Annotated in this window: 18 protein-coding genes and 1 riboswitch; of the genes, 9 read left to right on the forward strand and 9 right to left on the reverse strand. The window is 71.3% G+C overall.

Annotated features, from left to right (window positions below; genetic code table 11):
• Positions 1-19 precede the first annotated feature (19 nt).
• Entirely contained in the window at positions 20-1,294 is a 1,275-nt protein-coding gene (glyA, locus tag BLR68_RS04450) for a serine hydroxymethyltransferase (protein ID WP_018188843.1), read from the reverse strand.
• 38 nt (positions 1,295-1,332) lie between these two features.
• Positions 1,333-1,416: riboswitch (ZMP/ZTP riboswitch) on the reverse strand.
• Between the two features lie 67 nt (positions 1,417-1,483).
• On the opposite strand from glyA, the gene BLR68_RS04455 reads away from it, so the two are divergent.
• Both BLR68_RS04455 and nagA read left to right on the forward strand, forming a co-directional pair.
• Positions 1,484-2,962: a family 20 glycosylhydrolase gene (locus BLR68_RS04455; protein WP_018188844.1), complete on the forward strand. Its 1,479-nt coding sequence runs from the start codon at positions 1,484-1,486 to the stop codon at positions 2,960-2,962.
• Complete coding sequence (gene nagA, locus BLR68_RS04460; RefSeq protein ID WP_018188845.1) at positions 2,950-4,083, forward strand: N-acetylglucosamine-6-phosphate deacetylase; 1,134 nt, start codon at positions 2,950-2,952, stop codon at positions 4,081-4,083. Before BLR68_RS04455 ends, nagA begins: the two co-directional genes overlap by 13 nt.
• A 143-nt stretch (positions 4,084-4,226) precedes the next feature.
• Here nagA and BLR68_RS04465 read toward each other — a convergent pair whose 3' ends face one another.
• The 5 genes from BLR68_RS04465 to BLR68_RS04485 all read right to left on the reverse strand — a co-directional run bounded on the left by BLR68_RS04465 (position 4,227) and on the right by BLR68_RS04485 (position 9,597).
• A complete protein-coding gene (locus BLR68_RS04465) occupies positions 4,227-5,129 on the reverse strand; it encodes an ROK family protein (RefSeq protein ID WP_018188846.1) in 903 nt (300 codons plus the stop codon).
• 1 nt (position 5,130) lies between these two features.
• Complete coding sequence (locus BLR68_RS04470) at positions 5,131-6,093, reverse strand: carbohydrate ABC transporter permease (RefSeq protein WP_018188847.1); 963 nt, start codon at positions 6,091-6,093, stop codon at positions 5,131-5,133.
• The gene (locus tag BLR68_RS04475) at positions 6,090-7,061 is read right to left on the reverse strand and encodes a carbohydrate ABC transporter permease (RefSeq protein WP_026303055.1); all 972 of its coding nucleotides are present in this window, start codon (positions 7,059-7,061) and stop codon (positions 6,090-6,092) included. The genes BLR68_RS04470 and BLR68_RS04475 overlap by 4 nt, the downstream gene beginning before the upstream one ends.
• Positions 7,062-7,121: 60 nt before the next feature.
• Positions 7,122-8,384, reverse strand: a complete 1,263-nt coding sequence (locus BLR68_RS04480) for a sugar ABC transporter substrate-binding protein (RefSeq protein WP_018188849.1) — start codon at positions 8,382-8,384, stop codon at positions 7,122-7,124.
• 76 nt (positions 8,385-8,460) lie between these two features.
• A complete protein-coding gene (locus BLR68_RS04485; protein ID WP_040570620.1) occupies positions 8,461-9,597 on the reverse strand; it encodes an ROK family transcriptional regulator in 1,137 nt (378 codons plus the stop codon).
• 116 nt (positions 9,598-9,713) lie between these two features.
• Between BLR68_RS04485 and BLR68_RS04490 the strand changes: the two genes are divergently transcribed.
• On the forward strand, positions 9,714-10,139 hold the full coding sequence (locus BLR68_RS04490) for a YrdB family protein (RefSeq protein WP_018188851.1): 426 nt from the start codon (positions 9,714-9,716) through the stop codon (positions 10,137-10,139).
• The gene (locus tag BLR68_RS04495) at positions 10,136-11,503 is read left to right on the forward strand and encodes an FAD-binding oxidoreductase (protein ID WP_018188852.1); all 1,368 of its coding nucleotides are present in this window, start codon (positions 10,136-10,138) and stop codon (positions 11,501-11,503) included. The genes BLR68_RS04490 and BLR68_RS04495 overlap by 4 nt, the downstream gene beginning before the upstream one ends.
• On the opposite strand, the gene BLR68_RS04500 is transcribed toward BLR68_RS04495, so the two are convergent.
• On the reverse strand, positions 11,494-12,111 hold the full coding sequence (locus BLR68_RS04500) for a hypothetical protein (RefSeq protein ID WP_018188853.1): 618 nt from the start codon (positions 12,109-12,111) through the stop codon (positions 11,494-11,496). The genes BLR68_RS04495 and BLR68_RS04500 overlap by 10 nt on opposite strands.
• A 119-nt stretch (positions 12,112-12,230) precedes the next feature.
• On the opposite strand from BLR68_RS04500, the gene BLR68_RS04505 reads away from it, so the two are divergent.
• From BLR68_RS04505 to BLR68_RS04515, 3 genes are all read left to right on the forward strand, one after another.
• Positions 12,231-12,659, forward strand: coding sequence for a hypothetical protein (locus BLR68_RS04505; protein ID WP_018188854.1), 429 nt, complete (start codon positions 12,231-12,233; stop codon positions 12,657-12,659).
• A 112-nt stretch (positions 12,660-12,771) separates the two neighbouring features.
• A complete protein-coding gene (locus BLR68_RS04510) occupies positions 12,772-14,196 on the forward strand; it encodes a L,D-transpeptidase family protein (protein WP_018188855.1) in 1,425 nt (474 codons plus the stop codon).
• 58 nt (positions 14,197-14,254) lie between these two features.
• Complete coding sequence (locus BLR68_RS04515; RefSeq protein ID WP_018188856.1) at positions 14,255-14,707, forward strand: GNAT family N-acetyltransferase; 453 nt, start codon at positions 14,255-14,257, stop codon at positions 14,705-14,707.
• Between the two features lie 63 nt (positions 14,708-14,770).
• On the opposite strand, the gene BLR68_RS04520 is transcribed toward BLR68_RS04515, so the two are convergent.
• The gene (locus tag BLR68_RS04520; RefSeq protein WP_018188857.1) at positions 14,771-16,987 is read right to left on the reverse strand and encodes an NADP-dependent isocitrate dehydrogenase; all 2,217 of its coding nucleotides are present in this window, start codon (positions 16,985-16,987) and stop codon (positions 14,771-14,773) included.
• 115 nt (positions 16,988-17,102) lie between these two features.
• On the opposite strand from BLR68_RS04520, the gene BLR68_RS04525 reads away from it, so the two are divergent.
• The gene (locus BLR68_RS04525) at positions 17,103-18,071 is read left to right on the forward strand and encodes an acetylxylan esterase (protein ID WP_018188858.1); all 969 of its coding nucleotides are present in this window, start codon (positions 17,103-17,105) and stop codon (positions 18,069-18,071) included.
• Between the two features lie 6 nt (positions 18,072-18,077).
• On the opposite strand, the gene BLR68_RS04530 is transcribed toward BLR68_RS04525, so the two are convergent.
• Positions 18,078-19,082 (reverse strand): LacI family DNA-binding transcriptional regulator, encoded by a 1,005-nt coding sequence (locus BLR68_RS04530; RefSeq protein ID WP_018188859.1) that lies wholly within the window; start codon positions 19,080-19,082, stop codon positions 18,078-18,080.
• A 273-nt stretch (positions 19,083-19,355) separates the two neighbouring features.
• Between BLR68_RS04530 and BLR68_RS04535 the strand changes: the two genes are divergently transcribed.
• Entirely contained in the window at positions 19,356-20,672 is a 1,317-nt protein-coding gene (locus BLR68_RS04535; RefSeq protein WP_018188860.1) for an ABC transporter substrate-binding protein, read from the forward strand.
• Positions 20,673-20,678 lie beyond the last annotated feature (6 nt).

A 20,678-nucleotide genomic window follows, 5' to 3' on the forward strand; every position in this document is an offset into this window, starting at 1 on the left:
AGGGGCCGGATGCCGGCGGTCACTGGTGCAGGCCGGGGTAGAGCGGGAACGCGTCGGCGAGCTTCGCGACGCGCGCGCGGAGCGCCTCGTGGTCAGCACCCGGCAGCAGCGCGAGCGCGATGACGTCGGCGACCTCGGTGAACTCGGCGTCGCCGAAGCCGCGGGTCGCGAGCGCCGGCGTGCCGATCCGCAGCCCCGAGGTGACCATCGGCGGACGCGGGTCGTTCGGGACCGCGTTGCGGTTGACCGTGATCCGGATGTCGTGCAGCAGGTCTTCGGCCTGCTTGCCGTCGATCGCCGCGTCGCGCAGGTCGACGAGCACGAGGTGCACGTCGGTGCCGCCCGAACGCACCGCGATGCCGGCGCCCGTGACGTCGTCCTGGGTGAGGCGGTCGGCGAGGATCGCGGCTCCCCGGAGCGTGCGCTCCTGGCGTTCCTTGAACTCCGGGGTCATCGCGAGCTTGAACGCGGTCGCCTTCGCCGCGATCACGTGCATCAAAGGCCCGCCCTGCTGGCCGGGGAAGACCGCGGTGTTGATCTTCTTCGCGATGTCGGCGTCGTTCGAGAGGATGAGGCCCGAGCGGGGACCGCCGATCGTCTTGTGCACGGTGGTCGAGACGACGTGCGCGTGCGGGATGGGCGACGGGTGCAGGCCCGCGGCGACGAGACCGGCGAAGTGCGCCATGTCGACCCAGAGGAGGGCGCCCACCTCGTCGGCGATCGCGCGGAAGGCGGCGAAGTCGAGCTGACGGGGGTAGGCCGACCAGCCGGCGATGATGACCTTCGGCTTGTGCTCGATCGCGAGACGGCGGACCTCGTCCATGTCGACGAGCGAGGTCTCGGCGTCGACGCCGTACGCGACGATGTCGTACAGGCGGCCCGAGAAGTTGATCTTCATGCCGTGGGTGAGGTGGCCGCCGTGGTCGAGCGAGAGGCCGAGCAGCGTGTCGCCGGGGCGGGCGATCGCGTGCAGGACGGCGGCGTTGGCCGACGCACCCGAGTGGGGCTGGACGTTGGCGAACCCGGCGCCGAAGAGGGCCTTGGCGCGCTCGATCGCGAGCTCCTCGGCGACGTCGACGACCTCGCAGCCGCCGTAGTAGCGGCGGCCGGGGTATCCCTCGGCGTACTTGTTGGTGAGGACGGAGCCCTGCGACTGCAGCACCGAGACGGGAACGAAGTTCTCGGAGGCGATCATCTCGAGGAACCCGCGCTGACGGTCGAGCTCCCGCTCGAGCACATCGGCGATCTCGGGATCGACCTCGGAGAGGGGGGCGTTGAACAGCGAATCGGTCATGACGATCTCCTGACGACGGCTTTCGGGATGAGGAATCTCGCATCGGCCCAGGCGCGCGGTCGAATGCCGTGTCAATCGCTCCCCGGTGGTAGCCCACCTCAACGCCAGTCGCGACACTGCGAGCATAACGGATGGGGCCGCTGATAGGCTGGCCCGATCGGTTTTGTTAGGACACCTTACAGAACGGCGGTGGCTCCGGTGCCCCTCCCCCTCGTCCCCTTCCCCGCGGACGTCGCCGTCCAGAACGGGCCCGCCTTCGACCTCGCCGGGGCCGGCCTGACGGGCGAGACGGATGCCGCGACCGCCCTCCGCTCCCTCGTCGCCGCGCGCACGGGCCTCGACCTGCCGGACGGCGACGGCATCGTGCTCGACGTGCGGGACGGCGGCCCCGCGGAGTCGTACGTCCTCGAGGCGGCGGCCACCGGCATCCGGATCACGGGAGCGGATGCCGCGGGCCTCTTCTCCGGCGTGCAGACGCTCGGCCAGCTCGTCCGTCGTGACGGCGAGCGCTGGGTGGTGCCGGCCGTCCGCATCGCGGATGCCCCGCGGTTCGCGTACCGCGGGGTCATGCTCGACGTCGCGCGCCACTTCCACGGAGTCCACACGGTGCGGGCGTACATCGACCGCGCCGCATCGCTGAAGCTCAACGTCCTGCACCTGCACCTCTCGGACGACCAGGGCTGGCGGCTCGAGCTGCGCTCGCGTCCCGAGCTCACCGAGAGGGCTTCGACGACCGCGGTCGACGGGGCTCCCGGAGGCTTCTACACGCAGGACGAGTACCGCGAGATCGTCGCGTACGCGGCATCCCGTCACATGACCGTCGTCCCCGAGTTCGACATGCCGGGGCACACGCACGCCGTCGCCCTCGCCTACCCGGAGATCGCCGAGGCGCCGGTCACGGACGTGATCACCGAGGGCGCGATCCCCGTCGAGGGCGAGCCGTACACCGGCACCGCGGTCGGCTTCTCGTCGCTCCGCGTCCACGACGACGCGACGTATGCCTTCGTGCGCGACGTCTTCGCCGAACTCGCCGGGCTCACCCCGGGACCCTGGCTGCACTTCGGCGGCGACGAGTCCCACGGGACGACCCCCGAGGACTTCGCGCACTTCGTCACGCGTGCGAGCGCCCTCATCGCCGACCTCGGCAAGACGCCCATCGCCTGGCATGAGGCCGGCGCCGTCGCGGGTCTGGCTCCCGGCACGATCGGCCAGTACTGGGGCTTCGCGACGCCGACGGATGCCGCGCCCCAGCACGCCCGCGCCTTCGCCGAGCGCGGCGGCCGCGTCATCCTCTCGCCCGCCGACGCGATCTACCTCGACATGAAGCCGACCGACGACGCGCCCCTGGGTCTGATCTGGGCGAACGGCGCGACGAGCCTCGAGCGCGCGTACTCGTGGGAGCCGACCGCCGTCGTCGACGGTCTCGCCGAGGACGCGATCCTCGGCGTCGAGGCTCCGCTGTGGACCGAGACCGTCGCGAGCCTCGCCGACATCGACGCACTCGCCTTCCCGCGCATCGCGGCCGCGGCCGAGATCGCGTGGTCCGCCGCCACCGGACCCGAGCGCACGTGGGACTCGTTCCGCGCGCGGGTCGGCGGGCTCGGGCCGCTCTGGACTTCGCTCGGCATCCGCTTCCCCGCCCTCGCGGAGGTCCCGTGGACGACGTGACCCGCATCATCCACTCCGCCCGGCTGATCGACGCCGGCGCGGAGACCCCGGACGCGTGGATCCGCATCGAGGCCGGCCGGGTCGCGGCATCCGGCACCGGGGAGTCGTGGCGCTCGCTCGGCGCCGACGAGGTCGTCGATGCGTCGGGCGCGGTGCTCACGCCCGGTTTCGTCGACCTGCACGGGCACGGCGGAGGCGGTCGCGCGCACGAGGACGGCATCGAGGCGATCCGCGTCGCCCGGGCGGCGCACCTCGCGTACGGCACGACGCGCGCCGTCATCTCGCTGGTCGCCGGTTCCCCCGCCGACCTCGCGACCCGTCTCGGTGCGATCGCCGAGCTCGCGGAAGCGGATGCCTCGGTCCTCGGCGCGCACCTGGAGGGCCCGTTCCTCGACCCGGCGCACCGCGGTGCCCACGATCCTGCCCTTCTCCTCACCCCCACGCCCGAGGCCGTCGCCGCGCTGATCGAAGCGGCGCACGGCTCGCTCGTGCAGGTGACGCTCGCGCCCGAACTGCCCGGCGGGCACGACGCGATCGCCCAGTTCGCCGCGGCCGGCGTCGTCGTCGCGGTCGGTCACACCGATGCCGACGTCGAGGCCACGCGCCGCGCGTTCGACGCAGGCGCCACCCTCCTCACCCACGCCTTCAATGCGATGCCGGGACTCCACCACCGCGCCCCGGGACCGGTCGGCGCCGCGACCGGCGACCCCCGCGTGACCCTCGAGGTCATCGCCGACGGCGTGCACCTGCACCCCGACGTGATCCGGATGCTGTTCGCCGCCGCCCCGGGCCGGATCGCACTCGTGACCGACGCGATGGCCGCCGCCGGCGCCGCGGACGGGACCTACCGTCTCGGGTCGCTGTCGGTCACGGTCGACGCGGGTGTCGCGCGCCTGGCCGACGGGACGATCGCAGGTTCCACCCTGACGCAGGATGCCGCGCTCCGCACCGCCGTCGCGGCGGGCGTGGCACTGCCCGACGCCGTCGCCGCGCTCACCGCGACGCCGGCGCGCACGATCGGTAGGCCGGAGCTCGGCTCCCTCGCCGTCGGCGCCGTCGCCGACGCGGTGCTCCTGAGCAGCGATCTGCACGTACGGCGGGTCTTCTCCGGGACGGTCTGAGCCGCGGCTCCCTCCGACCGCCAGCCAGACGCCGCATTCGGTATTCAGTCCCGATCGGTGCGGCCGCTGAGCTGACGCCCGGGGATCCGCCCCCGCACTCCCAGCGGACTCGCGTCGAGACTGAATACCGACCAGCACATCGATCAGAGTCCCGGCGCGACCCCGACGGGCGACCCCGCCAGCAGTGCGGCACCGACCGCGCCGACGGGCTCGCCCGCGGGCACCGGGGCGAGCCGTTCCGCCAGATCGAGCGAGGCGAGGAAGGCCGACCCGGATGCCGCGGCCCGAAGCGCCGTGCGCACCGGCGCGAACACCCGCTCACCCAGACGCGACACCCCGCCGCCGAGGACGACGAGCTCGACGTCGGCCGTGAGCACGAGCGCCTGCACCGCGGCGGCCACGCCACGGACCAGATCCGCCCGCAGCGACCGGGCGAGCGGGTCGCCCGCATCCGCGCAGTCGAACACCTCGGCGACGGGGAGCGGCGACGGCTTCCCCCACCGCGCGGCGACCCCGGCGCCGCCGGCGAGCGCCTCGATGCATCCGCGCTGCCCGCAGGGGCAGACCGGCCCCGCGGGGTCGACGCTGAGGTGCCCGATCTCGCCGGCGGCGCCACGCGCGCCGCGCCAGGGCATCCCGCCCCGGACGATCCCCGCGGCGACGCCCGTCCCGAGGTTCAGGTAGGCGAGCGAGTCCGTTGCCGGCAGGAGGGCGGCCGCGCCCATGGCGGCGGCGCGCACGTCGTTCTCGACGACGGGCCGCACACCGATCCGGGCGGCGACGGCCTCGGCCAGGTCGACGCTCCCGATCCCGAGGTTCAGCGCGTGCCGGACGACGCCGCCGGGCGAGACCTGCCCCGGCATGCCGACTCCGACGGGGCCCGGCGGCGCGTCGCCGAGCACGGCGTGCACGGCCGCGCAGATCCCGTCGACGACGGCCTCGGCTCCCCGCCCGGTCGCGCGGCGGTCGGTCGCGACGACGCGACCGCCGTCATCCACCGCGACGGCGAGCGTCTTCGTGCCGCCGACGTCGATTCCGACGCGCATGTCAGCCCTTCACGGCGCCCGAGACGAGCCCGCCCGACATCCGCCCCTGCACGATGAGGAAGAAGACGACGACGGGGATGGAGATGAGGGTGGATGCCGCCATCACCGCGCCCCAGTTGGTCGCCTCTGTCGCGGACTGGAACGACAGGAGCCACGGCGGCAGCGTCAGGTTCTGGCCCCGCAGCAGCAGGAGCGCCATCGTGAACTCGTTCCACGACTGGATGAACGCGAAGACGCCGGTGGCGACGAGGCCCGGAGCGAGGAGCGGGAAGGTGACCTTCCAGAACGCCTGCGAGCGCGTGCACCCGTCGATCATGGCCGCCTCTTCGAGGTCGACCGGGACCCCCGCGACGAACCCGCGCAGGGTCCAGATCGTGAACGGGACGACCGCGGCGACGTAGACGATGCCGAGCCCCACGAGCGTGTTCATGAGCCGCCAGTCGTCGATCATCCCGTAGATCGTGAACATCATCGCCTCACCCGGGATCATCTGCACGATGAGGACCGAGACGATGAACGAGCGGCGTCCCCGGAAGCGGATGCGGGCGACCGCGATCGAGGCGAGGAACGCGACGAGGAGGGTGACCACGAGGACGCCGACCGTGACGAGACCCGAACTGATCAGTCCGTGCACGAAATCGGTCTGCCCGGGCGCTGCGGGTCGCGTCCACGCCGTCTCGTAGTTGCGGAGCGTGAAGTCCAGCGGCAGGAAGCTCGGCGTGCGGCTGATGATCGATTCGCCGCTCGTGAACGACATGTTCAGCATCCAGTAGACGGGGAACACCGAGCACGCGAAGACGACGAGCGCGGCGACGTTGAGCACCACGCGGCCGAGCGGTGAGCGGCGACGACGCCGTGCGGCGAGCGATCCCGCGACGGGCGTCCGCGCGTCGCCGACCCGGCCGGCGACCTCGTCGACGCCGACGGTCGCCAGCTGCGCGGCAGGCGTGATCTGCGTGCTCACAGCTCCTCCTCCTTGAGGGTCGTCCGGACGTAGCCCCAGGACAGGGCGAGCAGGAGGATGACGGTGAGCACGCCGATCGCGCTGGTCACCCCGAACTCGCCCACCCCCTGACGGAAGATGTAGGTGCCGAGGACGTTCGTCTCCGAGACGAGCCCACCGCGCTGCTGCAGCGTGTACACCTGCGTGAAGATCCGGAGGTTCCAGATCACCTGCAGGACGACGACGACGGTCACCACGTTCCGCAGGTACGGGTAGACCACGAGGCGGAACCGCTGCAGCCCGGTCGCGCCGTCGAGCGACGCCGCCTCGAGGACCTCGCCCGGAACCTGCCCGAGCGCGGCATAGAGGGTGAAGGCGGCGAAGGGGACCCCCTGCCACACGACGATGATCGTGAGGACGGCGAAGAACGACCAGGGGTCGAGGAGCCAGGAGTGGTTCGTGAAGTCCGTGGACCCGGTGACGGAGTCGAGCAGCCAGTTCACGAGGCCGTACTGCGCGTCGAAGATCCACCCCCAGACGGTGGTCGCCGCCAGCGGCGGCATCGCCCACGCGAGGAGCAGCCCGATCGACACCAGCAGGCGCCAGCCGCGGGTGAGTCGTGTCATGAGCACCGCGACGAGTGCGCCGAGCCCGACGATCAGCACGGTCATGACGAGCATGAGCCCGAGGCTGCGCACGAGCACCGCCGGGAAGTCGGACGCGGTGAACACCTCGAGGTAGTTGTCCAGGCCGACCACGTCGGGAAGAGTCCCCTGCACCTTGTCGCGGATCGAGTAGTCGCTGAACGACTGGACGACCATGAGGACCGCGGGGTACCCGACCATCACCGCGAGGATGACGAGGGAGGGGCCGAGCAGGGTGAGCGCCGCCGCGCCGTCCTTGCGACGTCGGCCGCGCTCGCGGGCCGCGGTGGCGAGGCGATCGCGGGGCGGCGCCGGAGGGGCGGCGCGTGTGAGGGTTCCGGACATCATCGTCTCCGTGCAGGGTGAGGGGGCAGCCGGGGTGCGACCGCCCCCTGCACAGGTCGGTCAGGAGTTGAGGATCGCTTCGATCTGACCGTCGAGGGCGGTGGCGATCTCGGTGACGTCGCCTCCCTGCGCGATCTTCACGAGCGCGTCCTTGATGACGCCGGCCGACTCGACCTCGGCCCACTTGGGGCTCGCCGGGACCGCCTTGGAGGATGCCGCGGCCTTGGCCGCCTCGGCGGTGATGGCGTCGTCGGGCAGGTACTGCGCGAACGAGGTGCGCGCGGGGATCAGCCCGTTCTCGGCGAGGATCTTCTGGTACCCCTCCGACAGGATGATCTCCAGCGCCGCCTGCGCCTTGTCCTGCGCGTCCGACTTCGCGGCGACCGCGATGTTCGAGCCGCCCGCGAAGACCGGGGCGACCTCACCCGCGCTCATGCCGGGCAGGGCGAACGCCGCCAGGTCCTTACCGGCCTCGTCGGGGCATCCGGGCGCTTCGGCGTCGGCGGCCGCGAGGATCGACCACTTCACCCACGCCGGCGCCGAGAGGAACCCGACCTCGCCGGCGCAGAACGGCACCTGCGGGTCGGTCTCGTCGGAGTCGGCGGGGGCGATGGTCGCGTTCGCGTAGACGTCCTGCAGCATCGTGAGGCCCGCGATCCCGCCTTCGCTCGAGAATCCGCCGACCCATTTCTCGCCGTCGAGGGTGGCGATCTCGCCCCCGTTGGCCCAGATGTAGGGCAGGGCGTTGTACCAGTCCTTGCCGGGGGCGTAGATGCCCGACTTCGTCGCGGTGGTCCCGTCGATGCCGGCCTTCACGTAGTCGGCGAGCGTCGTCGGGACCTCTCCGGAGTAGCTGGCGGGCGAGTAGAACACGACGCGCGATCCGGCGTAGTACGGCGCTGCGTAGAGCGTGCCGTCCTCCGACCCGAGGTCGACGAAGCTCGTCAGCATGTCGTCGCCCCCGAGGTCGTCCTGGATGCCGGAGAGGTCGGCGAACAGGCCCTGCGAGATGAATCCCGGCGCCTGCGTGTTGCCGACCTCGACGATGTCGGGCGCGTCGTTGGACGAGAGCGCGGCGACGTACGCCTCACCGGTGTCGGCCCACGTCTTCTCCTCGATCGAGAGGGTCCAGCCGTCGTTCTGGTCTTCGAACGTCTTCTTCAGATAGTCGCGCGCGTCCTGGGGCGTGTCGGTGCCGACCAGCCAGACGGTCAGGTCGCCGGTCTCGGCGCTCCCGCCGGTGGGCGTCCCGCCACCGGCGCAACCGGAGAGGACGAGGGCTGACGCGCCGAGGAGCGACAGTGCTCCGAGGGTCTTCTTCATAGCGGTTCCTTCACTGTGTGGGGATGCGGCGGCCCGGACGGGTCGTCGCGGATGCGGGTGGTGCGGGTGGTGCGGGTCAGGACACTCCGAGGCGACCGGAGAGGACCATGACGGCCGCACCGCGCAGGACGATGTCCTCGCTGTGGGTCGACATCCGCACCTGGAGCCCGTCGTGGAACGTGGCGAGGGTGCGGGTGCGGACCGTCTCGGCCGCGGCCTCGGCGAGCGCCCCTCCGAGCAGGTCGGCGGGGCCGGAGAGCGCGATCTCCGACAGGTCGAGCGCTCCGACGATGGGCGCGAGGGCGATGCCGAGCCGCTCGCCGGCGTCGCGCAGGACGCTGTCGGGGTCGCCGGCGGCGGCGATGCGCTCGGTGAGGGCGGGGACGGCGAGCCAGGCTTCGAGGCATCCGATCTTGCCGCAGGCGCAGGCGGGTCCGCCGTCGGTGCCGACGGTGACGTGGCCGATCTCGCCGGCGGCGAAGCGGGCACCGGCGAGCGGCTCTCCCCCGGTGAGGAGGCCCGCGCCGACACCGCGGCCGACGCGGACGAGGATCACGTCGTCGCCGGCGCCGCCGAACGTGTGCTCGGCGAGGACCGCGGCGTTCGCGTCGTTGGCGACGAGCACGGGGAGTCCGAGGTCGCGCTCGAGGGTCCCGGCGAGGTCGAGATCCGCCCACCCGAAGCCGGGCGCCGCGAGGACGACGCCGCGGTCGTCGACGACGCCCGGTGTCCCGACGCCGAGACCCAGGACCGGGGCATGGGCGTCGGCGACGACCGTGCGGGCGAGGGCGACGATCGCGTCGAGGACCTCGCTCTGCCGGGCGGGGACCGGGACGCTGTGGCGTGCGACGATCTCGCCGTCGAGGGTGAGCACCGCGCCGACGAGGCTCTCGCTGCCCGACAGGTCGAGTCCGACGATGCGATGACCGTCGCGCGCGATGTCGACGAGCATGGCGGGCTTGCCGGGGCCGGATGCCTCCCGCACACCCTGCTCGACGACGTACCCGTCCTCCATGAGCGACCCCACGAGATCCGAGATGGTGACCCGGGTGAGTCCGGTCTCGCGCGCGAGGTCGGCGCGGCTCATCGCCCCAGCAGAGAAGAGCGACTGCAGCACCAGTGCGCGATTGTGGGCACGTGCGTGCTCGGGGAGGATCTTGCCCGCGGCACGTCGGGAGCGGGTCACGGCTGCGGATCGGGTCGGGCTCGGCATGTTTGTTAGTAAGCCTTACGAATACGGATGCCGCAAGAGAGCGACCCGCTTTTGCAAGCAGTCTTAACAAACTCGTTACACTCCGGCCGTCACGACGGCCCCCGTAGAATCGAGGCATGTCCGAGCTCCCCCACGTCCGCCCCGAACGACCCGCGGAGCCCGCACCCGCCGCCACGGCACCTGCCGCCACTGGGACCACCGCGACCGCCGAGCGGCTCTCGGCCCTCGACCTCCTCAGCTTCCTGTGCATCCTCTTCGCGGTCGCATCGCTCGCGATCTGGGGCTTCACGGCGTGGGACCTCCCCTGGAACATCGTCTTCGGAATCGCCGCGCCCCTGGCGACGCTCATCGTGTGGGGCCTGTTCGCCTCGCCGCGCGCCGTGATCCGCGTCCACCCCTTCGTGCGCGGACTCGTCGAGCTGCTCATCTACCTGTCGGCGACGATCGCCTGGTGGAGCGCGGGGCAGGCCTGGATCGGTCTCGGCTTCGCCGTCGTCGCCGTCGTGGTCGGCGTCCTGGCGGGGCGCCGCCGCCTGTCGTGACCGACGTCGTCGCTCTGCTGCGCGAGGCGCTCGGGGAGCGCGTCGACACCTCCGATCCGGCCGTCGACGCGGCCCGCGCCGACAAGTCGGGGCAGCGCGCCGCCGGGCGACCGCTCGCCGTCGTGCACGCGGCATCCGTCGCAGACGTCCAGACCACGATGCGGATCGCCACCGCGACGGGCACGCCGGTCGTGACCCGCGGTGCCGGGACGGGCCTCGCCGGAGGAGCGAACACCGGCGCCGGCGAGATCGCCCTGTCGGTGCGCGGCATGGACCGCGTCCTCGAGGTCCGCCCGGACGACCTCCTCGCCGTCGTGGAACCCGGCATCCTCAACGCCGACCTCGGGCGCACCCTCGCCCCCTATGGTCTCTGGTGGCCACCAGACCCCGCCAGCCGCGAGATCTCGACCGTCGGCGGCAACATCGCGACGGGCGCGGGCGGGTTGCTGTGCGCGAAGTACGGAGTCGTCCGCGACGCCGTCCTCGCACTCGATGTCGTCCTCGCCGACGGGCGGCTCATCTCGACGGGTCATCGCAGCGTCAAAGGCGTCACGGGCTACGACCTGACGGCACTCATGATCGGCTCGGAGGGCACCCTGGGCGTCGTGGTCGGCGCGACCCTGAAGCTCCGTCGGCTCGTGCCCGGCGAGACGCGGACCCTCACCGCCCGCTTCCCCGACGTCCGCGCCGCCGCCGCCGGAGCCGCCGCCGTGACTGCGGCCGGCATCCAGCCGTCGATCATGGAGCTGATGGATGCCGTGAGCCTGACGGCCGCGCATGCGCTCCTCGGTCTCGCCCCGCCGACGCCCGGCGCGACGCAGCTGACCGTGCAGACCGACGGAGCCGCCGCGGCACACGAGCAGACCGAGATCGCGGACATCCTCGCCGCGAGCGGCGGAGCCGTGCGGCTCGCCGCGGACGACGCGGAAGCCGCGCAGCTGTGGGCGGTGCGGCGGGCGATGCACCCCGCGATGGAGACGCTGGGAACGGCGTTGATCGAGGACGTGTCCGTGCCGCGGAGCGCGCTGCCGGCGATGTTCGACGAGATCGCCCGCATCGAAGCCGCCTACGGGCTGACGATCCCCACGGTCTGTCACGCCGGCGACGGCAACCTGCACCCCAACTTCATCTTCGAGGGCGACGAGGTGCCCGCCGAGGTCTGGCGCGCGGCCGACGACCTGTTCCGCGCGGCGATCGCCCTCGGCGGCACCCTGACCGGCGAACACGGCATCGGCGTCCTGAAGAGCCGCTGGCTCGCGGACGAGCTCGGCGAGGATCAGTGGTCGCTGCAGCGCGGGATCAAGTCCGTCTTCGACCCGGCCGGGATCCTCAACCCGGGCAAGGTCTTCTCTCCTCAGCCGTGACGGACGGCGGCGCCGGCCGATGAAGCCGACGGCCGCGCTGGCGACGGCTGCGTCGTGACCGCCAGGACGATCGAGATGATCCCGACGACACCCGGGATCGACGCGGGGAGCACCCCGACGGGACCGCCGGCACCCGGCGCCACGAGTGTCGCCACGGCGAACATGGTGGCGAGGCCGAGCCCCAGACCGATGGCGGCAATCGGGATCCAACTCCACGGCCGCGGGATCACCCCGATGCGGAGGATCGAGATCGCGCCCCCGATGGCCAGGAGGAAAGCGACGATGACACTCAGCGCCGCGGTCGGCTCCGCACCGACGGCGTACCCGGTGGGGCCGGCCCACCACGCGGCGCGCACCAGGACGAACCCGCCCAGCGAGAGCAGCATGACCACACCCGCCGGCCGGCGGGCGACGACGCTCTCCTCGGGCCGTAACCCGAACGCATAGACGACGCAGGCGGCGGCGACCAGCACGGCGGCGCCGAGTTCGAGCGGTACCGAGGCGGCGTCTCCCGCGCGGGCGGCGAGGGCGGAGAGCACGCCGAGCACGCTCTGCCCGACGAGCAGGAGACCGCCGATGAGCCACGACCACACCGTTGTGCGCTGCATGGCCACACCCTACGACCCGCGGTGCGGGGCTGCCACCCGCTCGGCCGGAGCCCGGGGTCCACCGTTCCTCCAGCGGAGACGTGACAGGCTCGAACGGTCCCGACCCGAGGAGGCCCGACGTGTCCGCATCCCGCCCCGCCCGCGCCGCGGGCACCCTCCTCGTCGCCACCACGATCGCCGCCGTCGCCGTCGCGTGCACGCCGGCGGCCCCGCGGCGCGACACGCAGACCGTCGCCGCCGCGTGTGCGACCCTCTCCGGCGCCGTCGACGGTGCGATGACCGACTTCGCCGAAGCGGATGCCTCCGACCCGGCCGCCGCCGCGACGGCCACCGCCGCCGTCCGCACGACGCTGCGCCAGGTCTCCGGATCGATCGACAATGCACGCGTCGAGGCGATCGTCGCCGACCTCCGCGCCGGATTCGACGTTCTGGCGGACGCCTCCGCGGATGCCGCGGCGGGCGACCTCGACGGCGCCACGGGCCTCGCCGACGCCACCGACCGCATCCGCACGGCGGTGTCCGATTATCACGATCTGTGCGGTCGGTGAACCGGATTCAGCCCACGTCGCGTACCCTTTTCGGAAGCGACATTCGCCCTGGCGACGAGACCCCGGATCCCCGTGGAGTCGGGAACGCCGGGCCGCAGCTCGGGGGAGATCGATGTCCGAGACCATCACACGCCAGGACGCCGACGGCACGCCCGCATCGGGTGGGCACGTCGACGTCCGCTGGGCACCGGCCGAGCCGGCGCCTAGGCCTCGCCGTCTGTGGCTGAAGATCGGGCTGCCCGTCGCCGCTGTCGTCGCCGCCGCCACGGTGTGCTCGCTCGTGCTGATCGCCCCGGGGACGACCGCCGCCGGAGTGCCGGTGGGCGGACAGACCGCGGGAGCCGCTGCCGACTCGATCTCGTCGCGCCTCGGGTCCATCGAGGTCTCGCTGGGTGACGGCGGCCCGACCGTGTCGGCTGCCGATCTCGGTGCCTCGGTCGATGCCTCCGCCGTCGCCGATGCCGCTTTCGCGGGCAGCCCCATGTGGAACGTGACCGCGTGGTTCGCCGAGTACGGCACGCCTGAGGTCACCCTCGACGCCGACCGGGCGGCATCCGCTCTGCGCGCGGCACTGCCCGACGCGTACACCGATCCGACGCCTGCGGCCGTCTCGTTCCAGGACGGCGCGTACACGGTGACCCCGGCGGTCGACGGCACCGGGGTGTCGATCGACGCCGTCCGCGCCGCCCTCGAGACCGCCCTCGCCGACGGCGCTAGCACCGCCAGCGTCGACCCGACGCCCGAGCCGGTCGCGTCGGCCGTCACGACGGCGGAGGCCGAGGCGACCGCGACCACCCTCAACGACATGATCGCCGAGGCCGGCTTCTACGTCGGCGACGACCGTGCCGTGCCTGTCGCACCCGAGACCCTCGCGTCCTGGCTGCAGGTCTCGGCCGACGAGTCCGGCACGTTCGGCTACACGGCCGACGCCGCGGCGATCCAGGCGGCCGTCGACGCGCTGCCGACGAAGGTCAACCAGGACCCCGAGAGCGCCAACGTCCTCACGAGCGAGGCGGGCACCGTGCTGTCGACGGTCGTCGCGGGCCAGGACGGCCGCGTCCTCGGTGAGACCTCGGGCATCGCCCGCGACTTCGCCGACCAGCTCGCCACCGGCGATGCGTCCTACGACCTGCCCGTCGATGTGACGCCGCGCGACACGGTGAGCACCGTCCGACTCGCCGAGGTCGACCTCGGCGAGCAGCGGCTCTACCTGAAGGAGAACGGCAAGGTCGTCGACACCTGGCTGATCTCCAGCGGCCGCGACGGCGCGGTGACGTACACCGGTCACTACTCGATCGGCTGGCGCACCCCCCTGCAGGACATGAAGGGCACGTCGCGCGACACCGGCAACAAGTACACGCAGCCCGACGTCCCGTGGGTCATGTACTTCAACGGCAACCAGGCCTTCCACGGCGCGTACTGGCACAACAACTTCGGCAACCAGATGAGTGCCGGCTGCGTCAACATGCCTCCGGCCCTGGCCAAGAAGCTCTACGACTGGATGCCCGACGGCGGCGACGTCTGGATCCATTCCTGACGCGAAGCGCATCGATCGTTCGGATGCAGTCCGTAGCGATCCCGGTTAGCCTGTGCTCATGGCTGACCTCCGCGTAGAAGAACTGTCGGCGACGACGATCGTCGGTGTGAACACGCTCTCCCTCAAGCCGGGCCAGGAACGGTTCGTCACGCCCGAGAGCTACGCGATCGCGGCGACCGTGGTCGATCCCGCCACCTCGTGGCAGCGCGTCATCCTCGACGGCGACGAGGTCGTGGGCTTCGTGAGTGCCGGGTTCGATGCGGACGCCCCCCATGAGCACTTCCGTTCGGTGCTCTGGCGCATCAACGTGGATGCCGACGACCAGGGCCGCGGCGTCGGCCGTTACGCCGTCGACCAGCTCATCGACGAAGCCCGTGCGCGCGGTTTCGACCACGTCAACGTCATCTACGAAGCGGGCGAGGGCGGGCCGGACGCGTTCTTCCAGCGCGTCGGTTTCACTCCCGTCGACGAGACCGAGTACGGCGAGGTCGTCGCGCAGATCAAGCTCTGACACTCCCCCGAACGAACGGATGCCCCGGCCCGCTGACGCGGCCGGGGCATCCGTTCGTTCGGATCAGAGCCCGTCGATGATGCCGTTCAGCGTCGCCGAGGGGCGCATGACCTTCTCGACCAGCGCAGGGTCGGGACGGTAGTAGCCGCCGATCTCGGCGGGCGCACCCTGCACGGCGACGAGCTCGGCGACGATCGTCTCCTCGTTCGAGCTCAGCGCCTCGGCGACGGGGGCGAAGGCCGCCGCGAGCTCGGCGTCGACGGTCTGACGAGCCAGCTCCTGCGCCCAGTAGGTTGCGAGGTAGAAGTGGCTGCCGCGGTTGTCGATCGTGCCGAGGGCGCGTCCGGGCGACTTGTCCTCTTCGAGGAAGGTGCCGGTGGCCGCGTCGAGGGTGTCGGCGAGGACCTTCGCGTGCGCGTTGCCGGTGTAGTCAGCGAGGTGCTCGAACGAGGCAGCCAGTGCGAAGAACTCGCCCAGCGAGTCCCAGCGCAGGTAGTTCTCACCGACGAGCTGCTGCACGTGCTTGGGGGCCGAGCCGCCCGCACCGGTCTCGAACAGTCCGCCGCCGGCGAGCAGCGGGACGATCGAGAGCATCTTGGCGCTCGTGCCGACCTCGAGGATCGGGAACAGATCGGTGAGGTAGTCGCGGAGGACGTTGCCGGTGACCGAGATGGTGTCCTCACCGCGGCGGATTCGCTCGAGCGAGTACCGGGTCGCGTCGGCCGGCGCGAGGATCTCGATCGTGAGCCCCTCGGTGTCGTGGTCGGCGAGGTAGGTCTTCACCTTCGCGATGAGGTTCGCGTCGTGCGCGCGGCTCTCGTCGAGCCAGAACACGGCGGGGACCCCGGTCGCACGGGCACGCGTGACGGCGAGCTTCACCCAGTCGCGGATGGCGACGTCCTTGGTCTGCGTCGCACGCCAGATGTCACCCGACTGCACCGCGTGCGAGAGGAGGACCTCGCCCGCCGCGTTCACGACCTCGACCGTGCCGGCCGCGGGGATCTCGAACGTCTTGTCGTGCGAGCCGTACTCCTCGGCGGCCTGCGCCATGAGTCCGACGTTCGGCACGGAGCCGATGGTCGCCGGGTTCAGCGGACCGTTCGCGATGACGTCGTCGATGGTCGCCTGGTAGACGCCCGCGTAGGAGGAGTCGGGGATGACGGCGATCGTGTCGTCCTCACCGCCGTCGGCACCCCACAGCTTGCCGCCGTTGCGGATGAGGGCCGGCATCGAGGCATCCACGATCACGTCGGAGGGGACGTGCAGGTTGGTGATGCCCTTGTCGGAGTTGACGTACGAGAGCCGGGGCCCGTTCGCGATGGCCGCATCGAACGCCGAGCGGATCTCGTCGCCGCCCTCGACGTGGCCGAGACCGGCGAGGATCGCGCCGAGACCGTCGTTCGGGGTGAGGCCGGCCGCGGCGAGCTTGTCACCGAAGCGCGAGAAGACGTCGGCGAAGAAGGCGCGGACGACGTGACCGAAGATGATCGGGTCGCTGACCTTCATCATGGTGGCCTTGAGGTGCACGGAGTAGAGCACGTCCTCGGCCGCAGCCTGAGCGATCGTGTCGGTCAGGAAGGCGTCGAGGGCCGCCGCGGAGAGGAAGGTCGCGTCGACCACCTCGCCGGGGAGGACCTTGAGTCCCGACTTCAGCTCGGTGACGGCGCCGTCCTCGGCCGTGAAGCGGATCGTCAGGACGTCGTCACCTTCGATGACCGTCGAGGTCTCGTTGGACTTGAAGTCGTCGTGGCCGAGCGTCGCGACGCGGGTCTTGCTGCCGTCGGCGAAGGGCTTGTTGCGGTGCGGGTGCTTGCGCGCGTAGTTCTTGACCGAGAGCGGGGCACGACGGTCGCTGTTGCCTTCGCGCAGGACGGGGTTCACGGCGGAACCCTTGATGCGGTCGTAACGGGCGCGGATGTCCTTCTCGGCCACGTCCTTCGGCTCGTCCGGGTAGTCCGGGATGTCGTAGCCGGCGGCCTTCAGCTCGGCGACGGCCGCCTTGAGCTGCGGAATGGATGCCGAGATGTTCGGCAGCTTGATGATGTTGGCCTCGGGGAGGGTGGCGAGACCGCCGAGTTCGGCGAGCGCGTCGCCCACCTGCTGCTCGGGGGTGAGGTTCTGGGGGAACGCCGCGAGGATGCGGCCCGCGAGCGAGATGTCGCGGGTATCGATGTGGACTCCGGCCTTTCCGGCGAACGCTTCGACGATCGGCAGGAAGGACGCCGTCGCCAGCGCGGGAGCCTCGTCGGTGTAGGTGTAGATGATGGTGGAATCAGGCACGTGTCGTCTCCAAGAAAAGGGCGTCGCGGATGCTCCTCAGCGTATCGCACGACCCCGGTTTCTCTCGATGTCGAGATATCTCCGCCGGGGCTCGCCCGGACGCTAGGGTGAGGCCGTGCCGCGCTTCGATCTGCCTCTGCCCGACCTCCGCGACTACCGTCCCCAGATCCGCATCCCCGCCGACTTCGACGACTTCTGGTCGAGCACGATCGCCGGCGCGCGGGAGGCCGGCGGGTCGCCGGTGGTCACCCCGGTCGAGACGCCCCTGCGGGGCATCGAGGCCTTCGACGTGACGTTCCCCGGCTTCGCGGGCGACCCCGTGAAGGGCTGGCTGCTCCTGCCGACCGCGCGCGACGGCGCGCTGCCGGCCGTCGTCGAGTTCAACGGCTACGGCGGGGGCCGGGGTCTGCCGGTGGAGCGGCTCGGGTGGGCGGCATCCGGCTACGCGCACTTCTTCATGGACACCCGCGGTCAGGGCAGCGCCTGGGGATCGGGCGGGGCGACCCCCGACCCGCACGGCTCCGGCCCCGCCTTCCCGGGATACATGACCCAGGGCGTCGACGACCCCGAGACCTACTACTACCGCCGCGTGTTCACCGACGCGGTGCGGGCGATCGACGCGGTGCGTTCGTTGCCCGAGGTGGATGCCGCCCGTGTGGCCGTGTGCGGCGGCAGCCAGGGCGGCGGCATCGCCATCGCGGCGGCAGCCCTCAGCGACGATCTCGTCGCGGCGATGCCCGACGTGCCCTTCCTCTGCCACTTCGAGCGCGCCGTCGGGATGACGGGCCGCGACCCGTACGAGGAGGTCGCGCGGTACCTGGCCGTCCACCGCGGAGCGGAGGAGCGCGTCTTCGAGACCCTCTCGTACTTCGACGGGGTGAGCTTCGCCGCGCGGGCACAGGCGGCATCCCTCTTCTCGGTCGCCCTGCTCGACCCGATCTGCCCGCCGTCGACCGTGTTCGCGGCCTTCAATGCATGGGCCGGGGCGGACAAGGAGATCGAGGTCTTCCCCTTCAACGAGCACGAGGGCGGCCAGGCGTACCAGTGGATGCGGCAGGCCGAGTTCCTCGCGGCGCGGGTCTGAGTCCGCTCAGTCGACCGGCGGACGCTCGCCGGTGCCCCGCTCGATGATCCACGTCGGCAGGGTGATCTGACGCACGAAGCCGGAGGGGTCGCCGATGCGCTCCATCGCGAGGGTGGCCGCGCGTCGCCCCAGTTCGAGCGGGTCGTATGAGATGACCGAGACACCGAGCACGTCCGCGGTGTCGAAGTCGTCGAAGCCGATGAGCGCCGTCCGTTGATCGTCGCGCGCCTTCAGCGCGCGCAGTGCGCCGACCGTCACCCGGTTGTTGCCGGCGATGATGGCCGTCGGCGCGGCATCCTGCTGCCAGAGGCGCTGCACGAGTTCCCGCGGCGGGATCGACAGATCGTCGCCCAGCATCTCCCACCGCCCTGCCTCGATGCCCGCCTCGGCCATCGCCTGGCGGTAGCCGGCGAGACGCTCGGACTGCGTCCAGACGGATGCCGGGTTGCAGACGTAGGCGATGCGCCGGTGACCGAGCGCCGTCAGCCGACGGGTCGCCTCGAGGACGGCCGCGCGGTTGTCGAGGACGATCGAATCGGCCGCGAGGTTGCGGGCCGGGCGGTCGATGGCGATGACCGGGGTCCCGAGCTGACGCTCCCCCTCGAGGTAGGACTGGTCCTCGCCGACGGGGATGAGCAGCAGCGCTCCGACGCGCTGCGCCAGGAGCGCATCGGCGACGCGCCCCTCGCCCTCTTCGGTGTCGTCGGTGGTGGCGACGACGAGGCTGAACCCGTGCGCCGAGAGCTCCTTCTCGATACCGGCGGCGACCTTGTAGTAAAACGGGTTGCTCAGCTCGCCGATGATGAAGCCGACCGTGCGGCTGCCCCCACGGCGCAGCCCCTGCGCGAGGCTGTTGGGCCGGAAGCGCAGCCGCTTCGCCGAGGCGAGGACCCGCTCGACCGTCTGCGGTGCGACGAGCTCCCGCTGCGCGAAGACCCGTGAGACCGTCTTGGAGCTGACTCCGGCCAGCCGCGCGACGTCGTCGAGCGTGGCCCGTTGCTGCACCGTCATCGTGCCTCCCGCCGCCCACGATAGCAGTCCGGACAGAAATGACGACGATAGACATTTCTCTGACATCGGATGCCTCACAAAGACGCATCCGAAATGATAAACCCCAGCCCAGGGCTATTTCGCGGATGTGCATCGTCATCCGGACAAGTCCAGACAGCGCTGTCATCGAAGCCTTGTGAGAGGTCGGTCGGGGGTCTAACGTGAGCCGCGTCGGCGCCGTTGCCGACCCGCACCCGAGTGGTTTCGAAGACGAACCTGACAGGAGACGCACACATGGCACGCACACGGATCGGCGTTGCTGCCGCGACGCTCACGCTCGCCGGCATCGCCCTCGCCGGTTGCGCCGGCGGTGGCACACAGCCCGCCGGCGACAACACGATCGACGGAAAGGTGGCCGGCGACATCAAGGTCGTCACCTGGCGCACCGACCTTGTCGAGGACGGCACCTTCGAGAAGTACGCGAAGGAGTTCACCAAGAAGTACCCCGACGTCACCGTGACCTTCGAGGGCATCACCGACTACGCCGGTGAGATGCTCACCCGGATGTCGACCACGAACTACGGCGACGTCATCGGCATCCCGGCGATCAAGCCCGACCAGTACGAGCAGTTCCTCGAGCCGCTCGGCAAGACCTCGTCGTTCGAGGACACGTACCGCTTCCTGCCCGCCGCGAGCTTCGACGGCACGCAGTACGGCATCGCCTTCGGCGGCAACGCCAACGGCATCGTCTACAACAAGAAGGTCTTCGACGCGGCGGGGATCACCGACCTGCCCACCGACGAGGCCGGCTGGCTCGACACGCTGCAGAAGGTGAAGGACAACACCGACGCGATCCCGATGTACACCAACTACAAGGACGGCTGGCCGCTCACCCAGGCCTTCGGGAACCTCGGCTCGATCACGCACGACCCCGACGCCCCCATCACGATGGCGGAGAACCCCGCGCCGTGGACCGAGGGCACCGACACCTACGCGGTCGACTCCTTCCTCTACGACACGGTCGCGGCCGGACTCACGGAGGAGGACCCGCTCACCACCAACTGGGAGCAGTCCAAGGTCGACCTCGGCACCGGCAAGATCGCCACGATGCCGCTCGGCTCGTGGGCCATCTCGCAGATGCAGGCGGCCGCCGAGGCGAACGGCGGCTCGGCCGACGACATCGGTTACATGGCCTTCCCGGCCAACGTCGACGGCACCCAGTACGCCGTCATCGGCGGCGACTACAACCTCGCCGTGAGCAAGCACTCGAAGGCGAAGGCCGCCGCGTGGGCGTGGATCCAGTGGGTCGCCGCCGACTCCGGCTACACGGAGGCGCAGGGCATGCTGTCCCCCGTCATCGACAAGCCGCTCCCCGCCAACCTCGCCGGGTTCGAGGACTCGGGAGTCGAGCTCATGGAGATCAATCCCGCCCCCGCCGGCAAGGAGGGTCTGATCAACGCGATCGCCGACGACTCGCAGATCGACCTCTACGGCCCGCTCTACCGCCAGAAGCTCGTCGACATCGCCCGCGGCGCCGCCGACGGCGACAAGGACAGCTACTTCGCCGAACTCAACGAGCGCTGGGGCGCATCGGCGAAGAAGCTCGGCTGAGAGAGG

It is taken from the genome of Microbacterium sp. 77mftsu3.1, from assembly GCF_900100525.1.
Lineage (GTDB): Bacteria > Actinomycetota > Actinomycetes > Actinomycetales > Microbacteriaceae > Microbacterium > Microbacterium aquilitoris.

Bases quoted from the DNA above. Each gene is read 5' to 3' on its own strand.
- BLR68_RS04480 (WP_018188849.1), bottom strand. From the start codon at position 8,384: ATGAAGAAGACCCTCGGAGCACTGTCGCTCCTCGGCGCGTCAGCCCTC.
- BLR68_RS04515 (WP_018188856.1), top strand. From the start codon at position 14,255: ATGGCTGACCTCCGCGTAGAAGAACTGTCGGCGACGACGATCGTCGGT.
- BLR68_RS04510 (WP_018188855.1), top strand. From the start codon at position 12,772: ATGTCCGAGACCATCACACGCCAGGACGCCGACGGCACGCCCGCATCG.
- glyA (WP_018188843.1), bottom strand. From the start codon at position 1,294: ATGACCGATTCGCTGTTCAACGCCCCCCTCTCCGAGGTCGATCCCGAG.
- BLR68_RS04490 (WP_018188851.1), top strand. From the start codon at position 9,714: ATGTCCGAGCTCCCCCACGTCCGCCCCGAACGACCCGCGGAGCCCGCA.
- BLR68_RS04530 (WP_018188859.1), bottom strand. From the start codon at position 19,082: ATGACGGTGCAGCAACGGGCCACGCTCGACGACGTCGCGCGGCTGGCC.
- BLR68_RS04535 (WP_018188860.1), top strand. From the start codon at position 19,356: ATGGCACGCACACGGATCGGCGTTGCTGCCGCGACGCTCACGCTCGCC.
- BLR68_RS04465 (WP_018188846.1), bottom strand. From the start codon at position 5,129: ATGCGCGTCGGAATCGACGTCGGCGGCACGAAGACGCTCGCCGTCGCG.
- BLR68_RS04475 (WP_026303055.1), bottom strand. From the start codon at position 7,061: ATGTCCGGAACCCTCACACGCGCCGCCCCTCCGGCGCCGCCCCGCGAT.
- BLR68_RS04485 (WP_040570620.1), bottom strand. From the start codon at position 9,597: ATGCCGAGCCCGACCCGATCCGCAGCCGTGACCCGCTCCCGACGTGCC.
- BLR68_RS04500 (WP_018188853.1), bottom strand. From the start codon at position 12,111: ATGCAGCGCACAACGGTGTGGTCGTGGCTCATCGGCGGTCTCCTGCTC.